Annotated in this window: 17 protein-coding genes; 12 read left to right on the plus strand and 5 right to left on the minus strand. The window is 70.8% G+C overall.

What is annotated here, in order from left to right:
* Positions 1-32: 32 nt before the first annotated feature.
* Entirely contained in the window at positions 33-1,226 is a 1,194-nt protein-coding gene (locus ACWEF6_RS13035) for a M20 metallopeptidase family protein (protein ID WP_449683104.1), read from the minus strand.
* 68 nt (positions 1,227-1,294) lie between these two features.
* Here ACWEF6_RS13035 and ACWEF6_RS13040 point away from each other — a divergent pair, with 68 nt between their 5' ends.
* Entirely contained in the window at positions 1,295-2,353 is a 1,059-nt protein-coding gene (locus ACWEF6_RS13040) for an Lrp/AsnC family transcriptional regulator (protein WP_449683105.1), read from the plus strand.
* Between the two features lie 849 nt (positions 2,354-3,202).
* On the opposite strand, the gene ACWEF6_RS13045 is transcribed toward ACWEF6_RS13040, so the two are convergent.
* The 4 genes from ACWEF6_RS13045 to ACWEF6_RS13060 form a co-directional block, all read right to left on the minus strand.
* Positions 3,203-4,123 (minus strand): hypothetical protein, encoded by a 921-nt coding sequence (locus tag ACWEF6_RS13045; RefSeq protein ID WP_449683106.1) that lies wholly within the window; start codon positions 4,121-4,123, stop codon positions 3,203-3,205.
* 31 nt (positions 4,124-4,154) lie between these two features.
* Entirely contained in the window at positions 4,155-5,576 is a 1,422-nt protein-coding gene (locus ACWEF6_RS13050) for a DUF1996 domain-containing protein (protein WP_449683107.1), read from the minus strand.
* A 275-nt stretch (positions 5,577-5,851) separates the two neighbouring features.
* The gene (locus ACWEF6_RS13055) at positions 5,852-6,640 is read right to left on the minus strand and encodes a zf-HC2 domain-containing protein (protein WP_310974829.1); all 789 of its coding nucleotides are present in this window, start codon (positions 6,638-6,640) and stop codon (positions 5,852-5,854) included.
* A gap of 7 nt (positions 6,641-6,647) precedes the next feature.
* A complete protein-coding gene (locus tag ACWEF6_RS13060) occupies positions 6,648-7,208 on the minus strand; it encodes a sigma-70 family RNA polymerase sigma factor (RefSeq protein ID WP_086849750.1) in 561 nt (186 codons plus the stop codon).
* A 240-nt stretch (positions 7,209-7,448) separates the two neighbouring features.
* Between ACWEF6_RS13060 and ACWEF6_RS13065 the strand changes: the two genes are divergently transcribed.
* From ACWEF6_RS13065 to ACWEF6_RS13115, 11 genes are all read left to right on the plus strand, one after another.
* The gene (locus tag ACWEF6_RS13065) at positions 7,449-8,051 is read left to right on the plus strand and encodes a COG4315 family predicted lipoprotein (protein WP_449683108.1); all 603 of its coding nucleotides are present in this window, start codon (positions 7,449-7,451) and stop codon (positions 8,049-8,051) included.
* On the plus strand, positions 8,035-8,829 hold the full coding sequence (locus tag ACWEF6_RS13070; RefSeq protein ID WP_449683109.1) for a DUF4142 domain-containing protein: 795 nt from the start codon (positions 8,035-8,037) through the stop codon (positions 8,827-8,829). Before ACWEF6_RS13065 ends, ACWEF6_RS13070 begins: the two co-directional genes overlap by 17 nt.
* Entirely contained in the window at positions 8,822-9,439 is a 618-nt protein-coding gene (locus ACWEF6_RS13075) for a ferric reductase-like transmembrane domain-containing protein (RefSeq protein WP_449683110.1), read from the plus strand. Before ACWEF6_RS13070 ends, ACWEF6_RS13075 begins: the two co-directional genes overlap by 8 nt.
* Position 9,440: 1 nt before the next feature.
* On the plus strand, positions 9,441-9,671 hold the full coding sequence (locus tag ACWEF6_RS13080; protein WP_310974825.1) for a ferredoxin: 231 nt from the start codon (positions 9,441-9,443) through the stop codon (positions 9,669-9,671).
* Positions 9,664-11,106, plus strand: coding sequence for an NAD(P)/FAD-dependent oxidoreductase (locus tag ACWEF6_RS13085; RefSeq protein WP_449683111.1), 1,443 nt, complete (start codon positions 9,664-9,666; stop codon positions 11,104-11,106). Before ACWEF6_RS13080 ends, ACWEF6_RS13085 begins: the two co-directional genes overlap by 8 nt.
* Positions 11,107-11,659: 553 nt before the next feature.
* Positions 11,660-12,151 carry a helix-turn-helix transcriptional regulator gene (locus ACWEF6_RS13090; RefSeq protein WP_449683112.1) on the plus strand — a complete coding sequence of 164 codons (492 nt, stop codon included), beginning with the start codon at positions 11,660-11,662 and terminating at the stop codon, positions 12,149-12,151.
* A 10-nt stretch (positions 12,152-12,161) separates the two neighbouring features.
* On the plus strand, positions 12,162-12,572 hold the full coding sequence (locus ACWEF6_RS13095; RefSeq protein WP_449683113.1) for a VOC family protein: 411 nt from the start codon (positions 12,162-12,164) through the stop codon (positions 12,570-12,572).
* Between the two features lie 68 nt (positions 12,573-12,640).
* The gene (locus tag ACWEF6_RS13100; RefSeq protein WP_449683185.1) at positions 12,641-13,804 is read left to right on the plus strand and encodes an MFS transporter; all 1,164 of its coding nucleotides are present in this window, start codon (positions 12,641-12,643) and stop codon (positions 13,802-13,804) included.
* The gene (locus ACWEF6_RS13105; protein ID WP_449683114.1) at positions 13,789-14,046 is read left to right on the plus strand and encodes an AraC family transcriptional regulator; all 258 of its coding nucleotides are present in this window, start codon (positions 13,789-13,791) and stop codon (positions 14,044-14,046) included. Before ACWEF6_RS13100 ends, ACWEF6_RS13105 begins: the two co-directional genes overlap by 16 nt.
* A 5-nt stretch (positions 14,047-14,051) precedes the next feature.
* A complete protein-coding gene (locus ACWEF6_RS13110; protein ID WP_449683115.1) occupies positions 14,052-14,465 on the plus strand; it encodes a VOC family protein in 414 nt (137 codons plus the stop codon).
* 24 nt (positions 14,466-14,489) lie between these two features.
* A complete protein-coding gene (locus tag ACWEF6_RS13115) occupies positions 14,490-16,868 on the plus strand; it encodes an ATP-binding cassette domain-containing protein (RefSeq protein WP_449683116.1) in 2,379 nt (792 codons plus the stop codon).
* Positions 16,869-17,010 lie beyond the last annotated feature (142 nt).

Below are 17,010 nucleotides of genomic sequence, written 5' to 3' on the forward strand. Positions count from 1 at the left end.
CGCGCGGGGCCGATGGCAGCTGCGCACGCGCGTCACCCCGCCAGGAGCCCGAGGCGACGGACGGCGAGTTCGGCCAGCAGCGCGGCGCCGTCGCCGAGCACCTGATCGTCGAACCGGGCGCGCGGCGAATGGTTGTCCGGGGCGGTCGCGGGGTCCGTGGGGCAGGCGCCGAGGAAGAGGTACGCGCCCGGAACCCGTTCCAGGACCCGGGAGAAGTCCTCCGAACCGGTGATCGGATCGGCCATCTCGGTGAAGCGCTCCTCGCCGAAGACGTCGCGGATCGTGTCGGCGACGAAGGCGTAGGCGGCGGCGTCGTTGACCGTCGCGGGGTACTCCGGTTCGTAGGTGACGTCGATGTCGAGGCCGTGCGCCTGGGCGATGCCGCGGCAGACCTGCACCGCGCGCTCCCCCACCTTCGCGGCGACCACCGGGGAGAACGACCGGAGTGTCGCTTCGAACACGGCGTCGTCCGGGATGATGTTGCGCCGGGTGCCGGCGTGGAACGAGCCGACGGTGATGACGACCGGGTCGAAGACGTCGAAGGTGCGGGTGACCATCGTCTGCAGGGCGGTCACCATCTCGCAGGCGGCCGGGATCGGGTCGCGGGCGTCGTGCGGCGACGAGCCGTGGCCGCCGTCGCCCTTCACCCGGACTTCGAGCGCGCCCGACGCCGCCATCAGCGTGCCGGGGCGGGCGACGAAGTGGCCCTTGGCGTAGCTTGCGGCCGAGACGTGCAGGCCGTACGCGGCGTCGACGTGCTTGCCGGACGCCGTCAGGACGCCTTCGTCGATCATGTGACCGGCGCCGTCCCAGCCCTCTTCGCCGGGCTGGAACATGAAGACGACGTCGCCGGGGAGGTCGTCCTTGCGGGCGGCGAGCAGGCGGGCCGCGCCGACCAGGCCGGCGGTGTGGAGGTCGTGGCCGCAGGCGTGCATGGCGCCGTCGAGGGTCGAGCTGAACTCCTCGCCGCTGGCTTCGGTGACCGGGAGCGCGTCCATGTCGCCGCGCAGGAGGACGGTGCCGCCCGGGCTGCCGCCGCGCAGGACCGCGGTGATCGACGACAGGTTCTTGCCGAGCGTGATTTCGAGCGGCAGGCCGTCGAGGGCAGCGAGGACCCGTTCCTGGGTGCGCGGGAGGTGGAGGCCGATCTCGGGGACGCGGTGCAGCTCGCGGCGCAGGACCTGCAGGTCGTCGAGCATGGCGGCGGCATCGGAGCGCAGGGTCATCCGCCGATCATGCGAGAGTCGAGCACAATGGCCGGGGAAAATGGCCGAAACCACCGTTCCGAGGGCTGATGAGCGAAGAATCCGCCATGCTGGCCGAGCAGGACCTCAAACTGGCCGACGCGCTCCAGGCGGCGCCGCGGGCGTCGTGGTCGACCCTCGGCGACGCGCTGGGACTCGGCGCGGTGACCGTGGCCCGCCGCTGGGACGCGCTGGTGGAGCGCGGCGACGCCTGGCTCACCGCGTACGCCGGCGGGGAGCTGATTTCGCAGCTGGTGCTGGCTTTCGTGGCGATCGACTGCGAGCCCGGAGCGGCGCTGGACGTCGCCGAAGCACTGGCCTCGGACGTCCACGTGGCCACGGTGGAACACGTGGCGGGGCCGTGCGACCTGCTCGTCCACGTGGTGACGCCGTCGTTGCGGGAGCTGGGGGCGCACGTGGCGACGTTGGCAGTCCCCGGCGTGACGCGGCTGCGGACGACGTTGTCCCCGCGCATGTTCACCGAGGGCAGCCGCTGGCGCGTCCGGGCGATCTCGCCGGGTCAGCGCGAGGCGCTGTCGCCGAAGCCGGCTCGCCAGCGCGCCCCGCTGCGTTTCGACGCGGCGGACCGGGCGCTGATCTTGGCGCTGGGAGCGGACCCCCGAGCCTCGGCGGCGGCGCTGGCGGGCGTGCTGGGCGTCGGGGCGACGACGGTGCGCCGACGTCTGGACGGTTTGCTCGGCCGCGGCGCGATCCGGGTGAGGTGCGAGATCGCGCGCTCGGTGTCACCGGCGCCGGTCACGGTGACGCTGTGGCTGAGGGTGCCGCCGGACAAGCTGGAGACGACGGCCCGTTCGCTGGCGATGGTGCCGGAGGTCCGCATGTGCGCGGCGTTGACGGGGGCGGCGAACCTGATGCTGGTGCTGTGGCTGCCATCGTCACACGACGTCGTAGCGGTTGAGGCTCGCCTGGCGGCGAAGCTGCCGTGGCTGGAGATCGCGGACCGGGCGGTGACGCTGCGAAGCGTGAAACTGATGGGGCGCTTGCTCGACCCGGCGGGGCGCGGGGTGGGGCGGGTGCCGCTGGACTTCTGGGCCGCGGTCCCCGTGCCGGAGCACGGGGACCGCAGCGTTAACCGGTCCGGGGGATGAGGGGGGTGAGGTGGAGGGAAGCATCCCCCGGGGCCGGGGTTCGTGGGGCCGCGATTCGTGGGGCCGCGGTTCGTGGGGCCGCGGTTCGTGGGGCCGCGGTTCGTGGGGCCGGGGTTCGCGGGGCCCGCGGTTCATGGGGCCGCGGTTCGTGGGGCCGCGGTTCGCGGCCGGGGCCAGCCTGGCCGGGCTGGGTCGAACTCCACGAGTTGGGCCAAGGCTCCGCGGGCCGGTCGGCCCCCGGCGGCCTGGCTGGGCCGGCTCGGTGACCGAGGGGCGGCCACCGGCCGGAGCTTCGGGGCGGGTTTCGCGTGGCTTGCGACGGAAGCCGCGTGCTCGGCCACGGGAGTCGCGTGTTCAGGGACGAGTCTGGCGTGATCGAAGCCGGGTCTCGCGTGATTAGAGGCGGATCTCGCGTGACTGGAGGGGGATCTCGCGTGGTCGGGGTGGCGTGAAGGGTTCCGGCGCGGTGGACGGGGGGTGAGGTGGAGGGAAGCGTCCACCGGGCCGGAACTCGCGGGCGGGAGCGACTCCCGCCTTTTCCTCCTTCGCTGATCCGGCTGACCGGATCGGTGGTGAGGTATCCCGGCCCGGCGGACATTGGGGGGTGAGGTGGAGGGAAGCGTCCACCGGGCCGGGGCTCGGGTGCGGGAGGGACCTCCCGCGGTTTCTCGGGGTGGAACAACCGGCCCGGCGGACATTGGGGGGTGAGGTGGAGGGAAGTGTCCACCGGGCCGGGGCTCGGGTGCGGGAGGGACCTCCCGCGGTTTTCGGGGTGGAACAACCGGCCCGGCGAACCGGGGGGGGTGAGGTGGAGGGAAGTGTCCACCGGGCCGGGGATCGGGGAGCGGGTCAGTACCCGCTGGGTGAGGTTGCGACCGCCTGCTGCACCGCCGGCCTCCGGGCCGGGTCGGCGCGGCAGCCGTTGGGCTCCAATGCGTACCACGTGCCGCCCGCGCCGTGGCCGGTTGCTGCTCCCGGCCCGTCGTCCGATGCGTGGGTGTACGCCGGCCAGCCTCCTACCGTCAGCTGTGTGGTGCCGTCCTCTCGGCGGATTCGGCCGACCAGGCCGGAGTCGATGCCGCCCGCGACCGTGATGGGGCCGTCCACCACGACCGGCGGCCACTTCGCGACGCAGGCCGCGTCGCAAGTGGACTTTCCGGAATCCTTACCGTCATTGGTGAACAGGTACAACGTCCGGCCGTCCGCGTCCGTGAGGACCCGGCCGAGGCCGTCGACCTCACCCGTCTCGAGGGTCGCCGGGTCGGCCTTGCGGCCCGCCGGGGTGATCGGGGCCCAGTCCGCGCTGACCTGACGGCCGAGCGCGATGCCCGGGCCGGTGTCCTTCGCGAACCGGTAGACCGGCCAGCCGTCGACCGTCACCTGCTTGCGGCCGTCCGGCCGGGTGACCTGACCGACCAGCTTGGCGTCGAGCCCGGCGGCCACCGCCGGGGTTTCGGAGATCAGCGGCGGCCACGTCGTCGCGCACTGCCCCGCGCAGGTCGCCCGGGACGGGCCGGCCGAGTCCTTCGCGTACCGGTAGAGCGTGTGCCCTTCGGCGTCGGCCAGCACCGTGCCCAGACCATCCACAGTGGACGATATCAGCTGGGCCGCGGCGCCGGCCGGGACCGCGCTCGCCGGCTGCTGCTGGGCCCCGAGCACCACCGGCTGGACGGCTCCGGACGTGGCGTACGGGTTGGTCCCGCAGGCCGCGACCAGCGCGAGTCCGGCGACGGCGATCGGTGCGGCAACAGCCGGGCGAGCACGGTTCATCGGAAGTTCTCCTTCCCTCTCCAGAAGGGTGTTATTCGGCGCAGACCTTGCCGGAGTTGATGCAGTTGACCAGGCGGCCCATGATCTGCTTGCTCATCACGTTCGAGAAGTCGTCGTGGTCGGACCGCGGGTTGTGCTCTTCCTGCGCGAAAGCGTCCACTTTGTACTGCTTGTTCTGCTGGACGTCCTGCGGCACGTCGTACACCAGGGTCACCTGCAGCTGGGGCACGTTCTTGAAGCCCTGCGGGCACTTGCCCTGCTGGTCGGCGAACACGATGTGGCTGCGGTGGTCCGCGCTGTCGGTGTTCTTGCCGTCCCAGCAGTTCGGGAAGGCGTGGATCCGCTCGACCTTGCTGCCCTGCGGGCAGATCGGGTACTTGTCGGTCAGCCGGTCCTCGAACCCGGTGCACGTCCAGCTGGGCCGGGCGTTCTTCGGGCCGTTGGTGCTCTGCTTGGCGTCACCGTAGAGGATCTTCAGGCCGAGCGGCATCGCGACGACGTTCTGCGCGCCCCCGCCGATGAACTTCAGCGTCGCGGACTCCGGCTCGATGATCTCGCCGTCGTTGTCGCCGACCTCTTCGTTCGCGCCCTGCGGACCGCCGAGCTCCTCCTGCTGCTGCCCCTGGTCCTTGTTCTGGTCCTGCTGGTTCTGGTTCTGGTTCTGGTTCTGGTTCTGCTGGTTCTTGTTCTGCTGCTGGCCGTTCCGGTCCTGCTGGTCGTTGTTCTGGTCCTGCTGCTGGTCGTTCTGCTGCTGGTCGTTCTGCTGACGACGCTGCTGCCGGTCCTGCTGCTGACCGTCGTTCTGGTCACCCTGCTGCTGGGCGCTCAGCCCGGTCCGCCCGCCGCCCTGACCGCGGCGCTCGCGCTGGTTCTGGTCCTGCGCGTCCTTGGCGTCCTGCCCGCTCTTGTCCTGCTGGACGTCGCCCGTCTTGCCCTGCTGCTGTTGCTTGGCCTTCTCGTTCTTGCCCTTGTTGGTCGCCTCGTCTTCGCGGTCGACGCGGATGACCGGCCAGAAGTACGCCGACTGGTCACCGTTCTTGCAGGTGGTGTCGCCGGCGAGCAGGCTCTTGAGGCTCGAATCGGCGTCCGTCGTCACATTGCCGACGTAGTCGTGCAGGTGCTGGGCGCCGTTCTTGATCCCGGGCTGCGCGATGAAGTTGTCCGGGTTGTGGTGCGACCCGTCCGCGTTCGTTCCACAGTCGACGGTGAAGGAACCCTTGGCACCCTTCTGCTTCAAGGCCGCGTTCACGTTGCTGCCGGCGGGAACCTTGTTGATGTCGATGAAGAACGACGGGTCCGCCGGGTCCGCGCTGGCTTCGCCCGTGCGGCCCGTGCTGACCGCGACGGCGAGTGCGCCGACGGCGATCGCCAAGCCGATCGCACCCATCGCGATCTTGGTTCGGCGGGCAACGCGGTGCTTGCCCGTCACGGGGGACCGAGAATTCCGGGCCATAGACTAGTTCACCTCGTTCGTTTTTCCGGGCGCGCGCCGGTGAGCGCGGCAGCCCGGGCAAGAACTACCGTTGATTGAGCTCGAGATCGCACGGAACCCGGGTGGGGATGCTTGCGGTTCCGGCTGTCGGGATGCATCGGGGGATGCATTGGGGGATACGGACCTCGGCGCCGCGAGGTTCAAAAGCGACCGGTCCGTTATCTGTTCGTTATCTACGAGAACGCAACCGGGCAGCATTCACCCAGGTCATGGGGTTTCACCGAAAAGAAAGAGATTCAGCGCTGGACGACGACGAGGACGGTGCCGTCTTCGCCGCGCACCTCGAACCGGCTGATCTGGTCCATCGCCAGGGAGACCGAACCCTGCAACCGCAGCGGTTCGGGCGAGCCGGGGATGCCGAACCCCTTGGGCGGCACCGACCAGCTCGAGACGACGCGCTCGGTCCCGGTGGCCGGGACGGCGACCAGCTGGCACTTCACCGGCCCGACGATGCCGCGCAGCTCGAGCTCGACGCGACTGCCCCACTCCACCGGCGAAACGGTGACCAGGGCGCTGACCGCGGACCCGCCGCTGCCGCGGCCGTAGGTCTGGCCGCCGCCGGGCTGGCCCTCGGCGCCCCCGGGCGGGGCGGTGGACGTCGCCGGGACGCTCGTCGCCGGCGGGGGCTGCTTGTTGCTCGGAGCGGCGAGGGAAGCGGGCGGGACGGCGTCGGCCGGCCGGACCGCGAGGGTCACCAGCGGACCGGCGATCACGGCGGCCGCGGCCGCGGCACCGGCCAGGATGCCGATCCGGCGACGGCGGCGGCGCTTGACGGCGGCCTCTTCCATCAGGCCGCGCAGCACGCGGGGGCCCGGCGACAGGGTGCGTGGGCTCGGCGCGGGCATCGGGGGCTCCGGCCAGCTGCGCTTCACCAGGTCGAGGACGTCCGGCAGCTGGTAGAGCTCGATCAGGTCGAGCTGGCAGTGCGGGCAGTTCATCAGGTGGGCTTCGAACTGGGTGTTCTCGGCCTCGCTGAGGACGCCGAGCACGTAGGCGGCGACGTCGGTGTGCGGTGATCCGGCCACGCTCAGTTCACCCCCGCTCGCGCAAGGCCCGGCGCAGCGCGCGGACGGCGTGGTGGATGCGGGACTTCACGGTGCCCGGGGGCACGCCGAGGGTGGCCGCGACCTCGTTCACGGTCCGATCGCGCAGGTAGGTCTGCTGGATGGCCTCCCGCTGCTCGGGCGAAAGACCCTGCAGCGCCTCGTAGACGATCATCGCGGCGAGCGTCCGGTCCGATTCGTCGGAGACCGCGATCGCGTCGGATTCGATCTCCTCGAGCTCCTGGGGCCGGACACTGCGGCTGCGCCAGCCGTCGATGACGATCCGCCGGGCCACCGTGAACAACCAGGCACGCAGCATCTCGGGCTGGCGGTCGAGCTTGTCGGCGTTCCGCCACGCCTTGATCAGGGTCTCCTGCACGACGTCCTCGGCCCACTGCCGGTCGTGGCCGGTCAGCCGCAGTGCGAACGCCATGAGGGACCCGCCGAACTCCTGGTAGAGCGCCTTCGCCAGATCGTCGGAACCGTCGCCGGACTCGACGACGGCCTCCTGATCTCCGATGGATCTGAGCGCTCGGGTGTGCCGTCCCACGCGGGACATCCTGGTGGGCCGGACGGCCTACGTCCAGTACTTCGGGCCCGCAAACCGGGGGCAAAACTTTTTTGAACCGTTTCCGGACCGTGTCCGTATCCCCTACCGAAGACCCCGACCAGGCGTTGTCCCCCGCAACGCTCCGCATCCACTCCGGACCGAATGTCCACTGTGGATCTTTCGCGCCCTTTTCCGTTGCACTACCGGCAACAGCGCGTAGTCATGCCCCACGGAGGAGCAGTGATCCGCATTCCCCGCCCGGTGGTCCCCGCCGCCGTGTGCCTCACCGCACTCGCCTTGCTCACCGCCTGTACCGCCGGCGCGGCCACCACCTCGGGTGGCGGTTACGCGGCCGGCGGCGCCGCCGGGATGCAGATGCCCGGCATGCAGCAGGGGCAGGTCGTCCTGCCGATGCCGCAGGGCATCACCGCCGACCCGAACAACCCCGCGAAGAGCCAGATCAGGGCGGCGAAGACGTTCGACCTCGGGCTCCTGCTCGTCGACGGGACCGGGTACACCATCTACCGGTACGACCGGGACACCCCCAACCCCTCGCGGTCGAACTGCACCGACGCGTGCGCGGCCAAGTGGATCCCGGTCAAGGCCGGTGGCAACCTGCCGCCCATCGACGTCGACCAGTCGCTGATCGGGCAGATCACCCGCGACGACGGCAGCCAGCAGCTCACCCTCGCCGGCTGGCCGCTGTACCACTTCACCGGCGACCAGGAGCCGGCCGACACCTCCGGCCAGGGCGCCGACCAGGCGTGGTACCCAATCGCGCCGGACGGCAAGAAGATCACCCTCACCCAGGACGAGTGGAGGCAAAATGCGTTCGGCGTCTGAGCTCGCCGGGTTCGACCACGAACCCTCGTCGGTCTTCGAGCGCTCCCGGCCGCTGGTCCGGATCCTCTTCGTCGTGGCCCTGGTGCTGGCGCTGCTGGCCCCGGGCTCGACCTCCCTCGCCCAGAGCACCGCGATCTCCGACACCGACGCGGTGCTGCTGACCAAGGTCCGCCAGGCCGGTCTGTGGGAGATGCCGTCGGGCATGATGGCGATGGAGAAGGGCAGCCCGATCGTCCAGAAGGTCGGCTTCGCGATCATGATGGACCACGGCCGCCTCGACGTGGCGACCCGCGCCCTCTCGCAGAAGCTGAACTCGCCGGTCCCCGACCAGCCTTCGGACGAACAGCGCGGCTGGCTCGCCGAAGAGATGGCCGCCTCCCCCGGCCCGGAGTTCGACCGCGTCTTCGCCAACCGGCTGCGCGCGGCGCACGGCGCGGTGTTCAACGTCCTGGCGCAGCTGCGGGCCGGTACCCGCAACGACGACGTGCGGGCCTTCGCGACCGTCGGCAACCAGGCCGTGATGCGGCACATGACGATGCTCGAGAGCACCGGGATGGTCGACTACACCGCGCTGCCCGCCCCCTCGGTCTCCACCACGGCGGCGCCCACCGGCATCCAGCTCGGCCTCGACCCGTCTCAGATCGCCGTGGTGGGAGCCCTGTTCCTGCTGCTCGGCGGTGGCCTGTTCTACGTGCTGCGGCAGGTCAAGAGCAACCGTGGCCGCGGCCGGGCGTCGTCCCGGCCCGCCACCGCGAGAACCGGGGGTAGCCATGGTTGAGACCTGGCACGACGCGACGATCTTCCTCACCCAGCAGTTCCAGCCGAAGACCGACCCGGCCGCCCGCGGCCTGGCCGCGTTCGCCGCCCGGACGTCCTACGGGGCCGCGATGCTGACGCTGACCTGGGGCGTGCTCACCGCGACGGGCTGGATCCGCTCGGTCACCGGCCGGAAGGGCCTGCGCAGCACGCACATGGTGCTGGCCACCGCGACGATCATCTTCGGCGCGGTGCACGCACTGGGCTTCACCTACCTGACGGTCCAGCCGTACAGCTTCGGCTACATGTTCATCCCGTTCGGTTCCGGCCAGGAAGCACGCCACATCGCGGGCATCGTCGGCTTCGAGGTCATGTTCGCCATCTTCCTGACGGCGGGCCTGCAGCGCTTCACGTCCTACCGGCGCTGGCTGTGGCTGCACCGCTGCGCCTACCCGGCGGTCGGGCTCATCGCGATCCACTCCTGGTTCGGCGCCATCGCCAACGGCCACCTCTCGGTGACCTGGCTGGGCGGCATCACGCTGCTCGTGCCGGCCGTGACGGTGTCGATGCTGCGGTTCATGCCGGCCCGGACGCTCGAGCGGATCGGCCTCGTGGAAGAGCAGGTGGCCTGACATGCCCTTCCGTCTGCCCGGCAACGGGCCCCGGATCAGCGTCGACAACGACCGGTGCGAGCTCTACGGCATCTGCGCCATGGAGGCGCCGGACGTGTTCGACCTCGGCCAGGACGGCCGCCTGCGCTTCCACACGCGGCTGCTGGACGAAACCACCATGGAACAGGCGAAGATGGCCGCCCGCTGCTGCCCGATGCAGGCGGTCGTGATGAGAGGGGACCTCGATGGCTGACGGCGACCGGATCGTCATCGTCGGTGCGGGCGTCGCCGGGCTGCGTGCCGCGGAACGCCTGCGGGAACAGAAGTTCGACGGCGAGATCGTCCTGATCGGCGACGAGGCCCGGCGGCCCTACCACCGCCCGATGGTGTCCAAGGCGCTGGTGATGGGGACCGAACGGCCCAGCGACGTGGGCCTTTCGCACTACCTGCCGGACCTCGACGTCCACTGGCGCCTCGGCGCGCGGGTCACGCACCTGGACACCACCGAGCGGGTCGTGCACCTGCCCGGCGGCGAATCCCTCTGGTACGACGGCCTGATCGCCGCGACCGGCGTCTACCCGCGGCACCTGCCCGGAGCGCCGCGGCACGACCCGCGGGTGCGGATCCTGCGCACGGTCGAGGATTCGATGGCGGTGCGGCGCTGCCTCAACGCCAGCAAGAAGCCGGCCGTCGTGATCGGCGCCGGCCTGATCGGCAACGAGTTCGCCGCGAGCATGCGGCACATCGGCCGGGACGTCACCCTGATCGGGCACGCGAAGGCGCCGCTGCACCGCTTCGGCGACCGCGTCTCCAGCGGCATCGTCGAGGCGCACCACGAACACCGCGCGAACCTGGCGATGCGCAGCGAGGTCCGGCACTGGATCAGCACGAAGGACACCGTCGGGCTGCACCTGACGAACAACCAGCTGCTGGTCGCCAGCGTCGTCGTGCTGGCCATCGGCAGCGTCCCGTCGGTGGACTGGATGCGCGGCTCGGGCCTGGACATCAGCGACGGCGTCCTCTGCGACTCGAAGCTGTTCGCCGAGGGCGCGTCCGACGTCGTCATCGCCGGGGACATCGCGCGCTGGCCGAACCTGCGCTTCGACGAGACCCCGCGGCGGGTCGAGCACTGGATCAACGCCGTCGAGTCGGCCCGGCACGCGGCGGACAACCTGCTGATGGGCCACTCCAGCGCCATCCCGTTCACCCCGCTCCCCCGCGCCTGGTCGACGCTGTACGACACGCGGCTGCAGATGTGCGGGATGCCGTCGCTGGCCGAGGACACGGTGTCGCTGGCGGACGGCATCACCGGCTTCGTCCGCGACGGGCAGCTCGTCGGCATCTCCTGCTGGGACAAGCCGCGGGCGATGCTGGATTGGATGGCCGAGCTCGACCGCCGGCTGCCCGCGCCCGACTACGTGCCCGAGCCGGAGCCCGCGCCCGCTGCTCCGGTGGCGGAGGTCCCGACGGTCGAGCCGGCGCTCGCCGCGCTGGCCGCCGACGTGCCGCCGGAGTTCGACAGCGGCTTCGACCACCAGGCCTTCGAGCGCGAGTTCGAGAGCGAGTTCGCCAACGACATCCCGACGACGGCGTTCCCCGCGCAGGCCCTGCCGGCCCCGCCGACCACGGCGTTCGCCGCCCAGCCCGGCGCCGCGTTGCCGACCATGGCCATCCCGATGGGGAGGTAGAGAAGCCGGGGCGGGGCTGCGCGCGGCGGCCACCGTCCCTTGCCGGCCACCACACTCCCTCCGCGGCTGGGTGGTGTGGTGGCCGGCCCCAGACGTCCCCCTGCCCGCCTCGCGTTGGTGAAGGACACGAGCGCCCGGCGGGCCAGGAGAGGGCCATCCCGAGGGAACCCGACGCCCCCGGGGTGGCCTTCTTCCGGCGCACCGGGCGGGGCCCGGGGTCGAGCGCCGCGGCGGGTCACTCCGCCGGGGCGCACGGGCCGTGACGATCCGGTCCGGCGGACGGGTATGCCGCCGGAACCAACGCCACGGTCGTGCAGCACCGGTGCACGGCCGTCCCGGGGGCACGGGAACCCCCGGGACGGCTCCACCCGGTCGTCCATCGGGATACGCATGTCGTCCCCTCGATCACGCGAGATCCGCGCCCAATCACGCGAGATCCGCCTCCAATCACGCAAGTTCCGCCTCCAATCACGCGAGATCCGCCTCCAATCACGCAAGTTCCGCCTTCGAGCACGCCGGATGCCGCGCGCGAACGGACCACACGCGTACTTGGATGGACGACCTGAAACCGGTCCGCCCGGCTCGTCTCATATGGCAGGATCCAAGGGTGACCAGCTCCTCGGCCCAGTACCTGCGGGACCTTGCGCTGCTGCGGCGCGTCCGGGACCGGATCGACCGGGAGTACGCGCAGCCGCTCGACGTCGAGGCGCTGGCGCGGGGCGTGAACATGTCGGCCGGGCACCTCAGCCGGCAGTTCCGGCGCGCCTACGGTGAGTCACCGTATTCGTACCTCATGACGCGCCGCATCGAACGGGCGATGGCCCTGCTGCGGAAGGGCGAGCTGAGCGTCACGGAGGTGTGCTTCACCGTCGGCTTCTCGTCGCTCGGGACCTTCAGCACCCGGTTCGCCGAGCTGGTCGGGATGCCTCCGAGCGTCTACCGCGAGGAGCAGGCCGAGGCCACCGTCGGGATGCCGCCGTGCGTCGCCAAACAGGTCACCAGACCGATCAGGAATCGAGAAGCGCGGCCGTCGGCGGCCACCTAGGGTGACGACCATGGACGTCACCATTCACTCGAGCTTCCTCCCGCACACCGACCCGGAAGCCTCGCTCGCCTTCTACCGCGACCTCCTCGGCTTCGAGGTCCGCCAGAACGTCAAGTACGGCGACCAGCAGTGGATCACCGTCGGCCCGCCGAACCAGCCCGACACCGCGATCGTCCTGACGCCGGTGGCCGCGACGCCCGGCCTGACCGACGACGAACGCCGCATGATCAACGAGATGATGGCCAAGGGCACCTACGCCGGTGCCAACCTCGCCACCAAGGACCTCGACGCGCTGTTCGCCAAGCTCGAGGCCGGCGGCGCCGAGGTCGTCCAGGAGCCGGTCGACCAGCCCTACGGCATCCGCGACTGCTCCTTCCGCGACCCGGCCGGCAACCTCCTGCGCATCCAGGAACTGCGCTGACCACGACGGCGCCCGGCTACCGCGAGGTACTGCGCGACTGGCGGATCGCCGGGCTCCTGCTGGGCGACCTGCTCGCCAACATCGGCACCGGCATGCTTCTGGTGGCCATGCCCGTGCAGACGCTCTCGCTGCACGGCGACGTCCCGAAAGCGATCGCCATCGGGGTCGTGGAGGCCGCGCCGTTCGTCCTGTCCACCGTGCTGGCCCTGGCCATCGGCCTCGGCCGGGTCCGCCTCCGGCCGCGCACGCTGCTCGTCGCCGACTGCGTGCTGCGGTCGGCCACCTTCGCCGTCCTCGGCGTGCTGGCCGTCACCGGCCGGCTCACCCTGCCGGTGCTGGCCGCCGGCCTGCTCTTCGGCGCCACCTTCCGGCTGGCCGGGTCGAGCAGCCGCCGCCTGCTGGCGACGTCGGCCGCGGGCGAGGCCGGCCGGTTCTCGGTTAACGGCCTGCTCGGCCTGAACACGACGTTCGCGCTCTACATCGCCGGGCCGGTGCTCGGCGGGGTCCTCGTGGCCACCACCGGTGCCGGATACGCGCTCTTCGTCGACGCCGCCGGTGCGTTGATCCTGCTGGCCTGCGTCCCCCGCGAGGCCGGGGACCGGGACGCGCTGCGCGACGAAGGCACCCACGAGTCGGGCTGGCGGATCCTGCGCCGCCGCCCGGTCGCCGCGCGGCTGCTGGTGGTCGAGTTCTTCTTCAACTTCCTGTACATGCCGGTCGAAGTGGCGCTCCCGCTGTACGTGAGCGGGACGCTGCACGCCGGCGCGTCCGGTCTGGGGACGCTGTGGGGTGCGCTCGGGGCCGGCGCGTTCGCCGGCGCCGCGCTCGTCAGCCGGCTGCGGAACCTGCCGCAGCGGCCGCTGCTGGTCGCGATCATCGGGCTGTGGGCGCTGTGCCCGATCGCGCTCGCCGGCACCGGTGACCTCACCGTGGCCCTGCTGATCTTCGCCCTCGGCGGCCTGGTGTACGCGCCGTTCACGCCGGTCGCCTACAGCTTCCTGCAGTCCGGGCTCGCCCCCGCAGAACAGCAGCAGGTCGTCACGCTCTGGACGACCGGCGCGACGGTGGCCGCCCCGCTCGGGCTCGCCCTGGGCGGGCCCCTGATCGAACTGACCGGCAGCACGGGCGGGCTCGTGCTCTCCGGCGTGCTGACCCTCCTGCTGCTCCCGATCGCGGCCCGGGCGGTGCTCGGGCGCGTCCACGAAGGGAACCCGACATGTGCCTCGGCCTGAAAGCCGCCGCCGAAAACCACCTGCGTGAACTGACGCTGTTGCGCCGCGTCCGCGACCGCATCGACACCGAATTCGCGCGGCCACTCGACCTCGATGCCCTCGCGCACATCGCGGGCCTGCCCGTGGCATTGTTCGTCCGCCGTTTCCAGGACGCCTACGGCCTTTCCCCGCACGATTACCGGCGGGCCGCCGAAGCGATCAGGAATCGAGAAGCCCGGGCAGCACGCCCGAAAGTAGCGTGATTCCCATGAACCTCACCATTCACCAGACCTTCCTCCCCCACCACGACCACGAAGCTTCGCTGGCCTTTTACCGCGACACCCTCGGGTTCGAAGTGCGCAACGACGTCGGCTACGGCGGCCAGCACTGGCTCACGATCGGCCCGCCCGGTCAGCCCGACACCTCGCTCGTGCTGCAGCCGGCGGGCGCCGCCTACGCGGACCTGACCGACGACGAACGCCGGACCATCACGGACCTGATGGCCAAGGGCAGCTTCGCCGCGGTCAACCTGGCCACCGACGACCTGGACGGCACCTTCGAGCGGGTGCAGGCCGGTGACGCCGAGGTCGTCCAGGAGCCGACCGACCAGCCCTGGGGCATCCGCGACTGCTCCTTCCGCGACCCCGCCGGAAACCTCGTCCGCATCCAACAAGCACGCTGACCGACCCGAACGCTGGAGAGCCCGATGAGCAAGCCCACGAGGAACGCACCGCACGTGGCCGACAGCCACGACCTGATCCGCGTCCACGGCGCGCGCGTGAACAACCTCAAGGACGTCAGCGTCGAGCTGCCCAAGCGGCGGCTGACGGTGTTCACCGGGGTCTCCGGCTCCGGCAAGAGCTCCCTGGTGTTCAGCACGATCGCCGCCGAGTCGCAGCGGCTGATCAACGAGACCTACAGCACCTTCGTGCAGGGGTTCATGCCGACGCTGGCCAGACCCGACGTCGACGTGCTCGACGGGATCACCACCGCGATCATCGTCGACCAGGAGCGGATGGGCGCCAACCCGCACTCCACCGTCGGCACCGCCACCGACGCGAACGCGATGCTGCGCATCCTCTTCAGCCGGCTCGGGACGCCGCACATCGGTTCGCCGCAGGCGTTTTCGTTCAACGTCGCTTCGATCAGCGGCGCCGGCGCGGTCACCATCGAAAAGGGCGGCCGGCAGATCAAGGAGCGGCGCAGCTTCAGCATCACCGGCGGCATGTGCCCGCGCTGCGAGGGCCGCGGCAAGGTCAACGACATCGACCTGACCGCGCTGTTCGACGAGAACAAGTCGCTCAACGAGGGCGCGATCACCATCCCGGGCTACAGCATGGAAGGCTGGTACGGCCGCATCTTCCGCGGCTCCGGCTTCTTCGACCCGGACAAGCCGATCAAGAAGTACACCAAGAAGCAGTTCAACGACCTGGTGTACAAGGAACCGACGAAGATCAAGGTCGAGGGCATCAACCTGACCTACTCGGGGCTGGTGCCGGCGATCCAGAAGTCCTTCCTGTCCAAGGACGTCGACGCGATGCAGCCGCACATCCGCGCGTTCGTCGAGCGAGCCGTGACGTTCCAGACCTGCCCGGACTGCGACGGCACCCGGCTTTCGGCCGAGGCGCGCTCGTCGAAGATCGACGGGCTCAGCATCGCCGACGTGTGCGCGATGCAGATCAGCGATCTCGCCGCGTGGGTCGCGAAGCTGTCCGAGCCGTCGGTGGCGCCGCTGCTGGACGCGCTGAAGCACACGCTCGACTCGTTCGTCGAGATCGGCCTCGGCTACCTCTCGCTGGACCGTCCATCCGGGACGCTGTCGGGCGGGGAAGCCCAGCGCACCAAGATGATCCGCCACCTCGGGTCGTCGCTGACCGACGTCACCTACGTCTTCGACGAGCCGACGATCGGCCTGCACCCGCACGACATCCGGCGCATGAACGACCTGCTGCTGCAGCTGCGCGACAAGGGCAACACGGTGCTGGTCGTCGAGCACAAGCCGGAGGCGATCGCCATCGCCGACCACGTCGTCGACCTCGGCCCGCGCGCCGGCACCGACGGCGGCGAGATCGTCTTCGAAGGCACTGTGGACGGTCTGCGCAAGAGCGGCACGCTGACCGGGCGGCACCTGGACGACCGCGCGTCGCTGAAGTCGTCGGTGCGTTCGCCGTCGGGTGTCCTGGAGGTGCGCGGGGCGTCGACGCACAACCTTCAGGACGTCGACGTCGACATCCCGCTCGGCGTGCTGGTGGTGGTGACCGGGGTGGCGGGCTCGGGCAAGAGCTCGCTGATCCACGGCTCGGTGTCCGGCGGCGAGGGCGTGGTGACGGTCGACCAGACGGGCATCCGCGGCTCGCGCCGGAGCAACCCGGCGACGTACACGGGCCTGCTGGAGCCGATCCGCAAGGCGTTCGCCAAGGCCAACGGCGTCAAGCCGGCGTTGTTCAGCGCGAATTCCGAAGGCGCGTGCCCGAACTGCAACGGCGCGGGCGTGGTCTACACGGACCTGGGGATCATGGCGAGCACGGCGACGCCCTGCGAGGTGTGCGAGGGCAAGCGGTTCAACGGCGATGTGCTGGAGTACACCTTCGGCGGCCGCGACATCAGCGAGGTCCTCGGCATGTCGGTGGCGTCGGCTCACGAGTTCTTCGCGTCCGGCGACGCCGCCCTGCCGGCGGCGCACAAGATCCTGACGCACCTGTCCGACGTCGGCCTCGGCTATCTGACGTTGGGCCAGCCCCTGACGACGCTGTCCGGCGGCGAGCGCCAGCGCATCAAGCTGGCGACGCACATGGCGGAGCAGGGCGGGGTGTACATCCTCGACGAGCCGACGGCGGGCCTGCACCTGGCGGACGTCGAGCAGCTGCTGGGCCTGCTGGACCGGCTGGTGGACGCGGGCAAGTCGGTGATCGTCATCGAGCACCACCAGGCGGTGATGGCCCACGCGGACTGGCTGATCGACCTCGGCCCCGGAGCGGGTCACGACGGCGGGAAGGTCGTGTTCGAGGGAACGCCGGCGCAGCTGGTGAAGGCGCGGAAGAAGACGCTGACGGGGAAGCACCTCGCGGAGTACGTCGGGTCCTGACCCAAGCGCCCCAATGTGGCGTTCGGTGCGTCAGACGCACCGAACGCCACATTGGGCGCATCTGACGCAACCAACGCCACATTGGGGCGCTTGTATACCAGCGTGGGCGGTAGGGCTGGCCCCCGGAAAGTCCTTCGAGCGC

This window comes from Amycolatopsis sp. NPDC004772 (genome assembly GCF_053601215.1).

Coding starts and splice junctions, on each gene's coding strand:
- ACWEF6_RS13035 (WP_449683104.1), bottom strand. CDS start 1,226: ATGACCCTGCGCTCCGATGCCGCCGCCATGCTCGACGACCTGCAGGTC.
- ACWEF6_RS13090 (WP_449683112.1), top strand. CDS start 11,660: ATGGACGACCTGAAACCGGTCCGCCCGGCTCGTCTCATATGGCAGGAT.
- ACWEF6_RS13085 (WP_449683111.1), top strand. CDS start 9,664: ATGGCTGACGGCGACCGGATCGTCATCGTCGGTGCGGGCGTCGCCGGG.
- ACWEF6_RS13040 (WP_449683105.1), top strand. CDS start 1,295: ATGAGCGAAGAATCCGCCATGCTGGCCGAGCAGGACCTCAAACTGGCC.
- ACWEF6_RS13075 (WP_449683110.1), top strand. CDS start 8,822: ATGGTTGAGACCTGGCACGACGCGACGATCTTCCTCACCCAGCAGTTC.
- ACWEF6_RS13110 (WP_449683115.1), top strand. CDS start 14,052: ATGAACCTCACCATTCACCAGACCTTCCTCCCCCACCACGACCACGAA.
- ACWEF6_RS13115 (WP_449683116.1), top strand. CDS start 14,490: ATGAGCAAGCCCACGAGGAACGCACCGCACGTGGCCGACAGCCACGAC.
- ACWEF6_RS13050 (WP_449683107.1), bottom strand. CDS start 5,576: ATGGCCCGGAATTCTCGGTCCCCCGTGACGGGCAAGCACCGCGTTGCC.
- ACWEF6_RS13045 (WP_449683106.1), bottom strand. CDS start 4,123: ATGAACCGTGCTCGCCCGGCTGTTGCCGCACCGATCGCCGTCGCCGGA.
- ACWEF6_RS13095 (WP_449683113.1), top strand. CDS start 12,162: ATGGACGTCACCATTCACTCGAGCTTCCTCCCGCACACCGACCCGGAA.
- ACWEF6_RS13105 (WP_449683114.1), top strand. CDS start 13,789: ATGTGCCTCGGCCTGAAAGCCGCCGCCGAAAACCACCTGCGTGAACTG.
- ACWEF6_RS13080 (WP_310974825.1), top strand. CDS start 9,441: ATGCCCTTCCGTCTGCCCGGCAACGGGCCCCGGATCAGCGTCGACAAC.
- ACWEF6_RS13070 (WP_449683109.1), top strand. CDS start 8,035: ATGCGTTCGGCGTCTGAGCTCGCCGGGTTCGACCACGAACCCTCGTCG.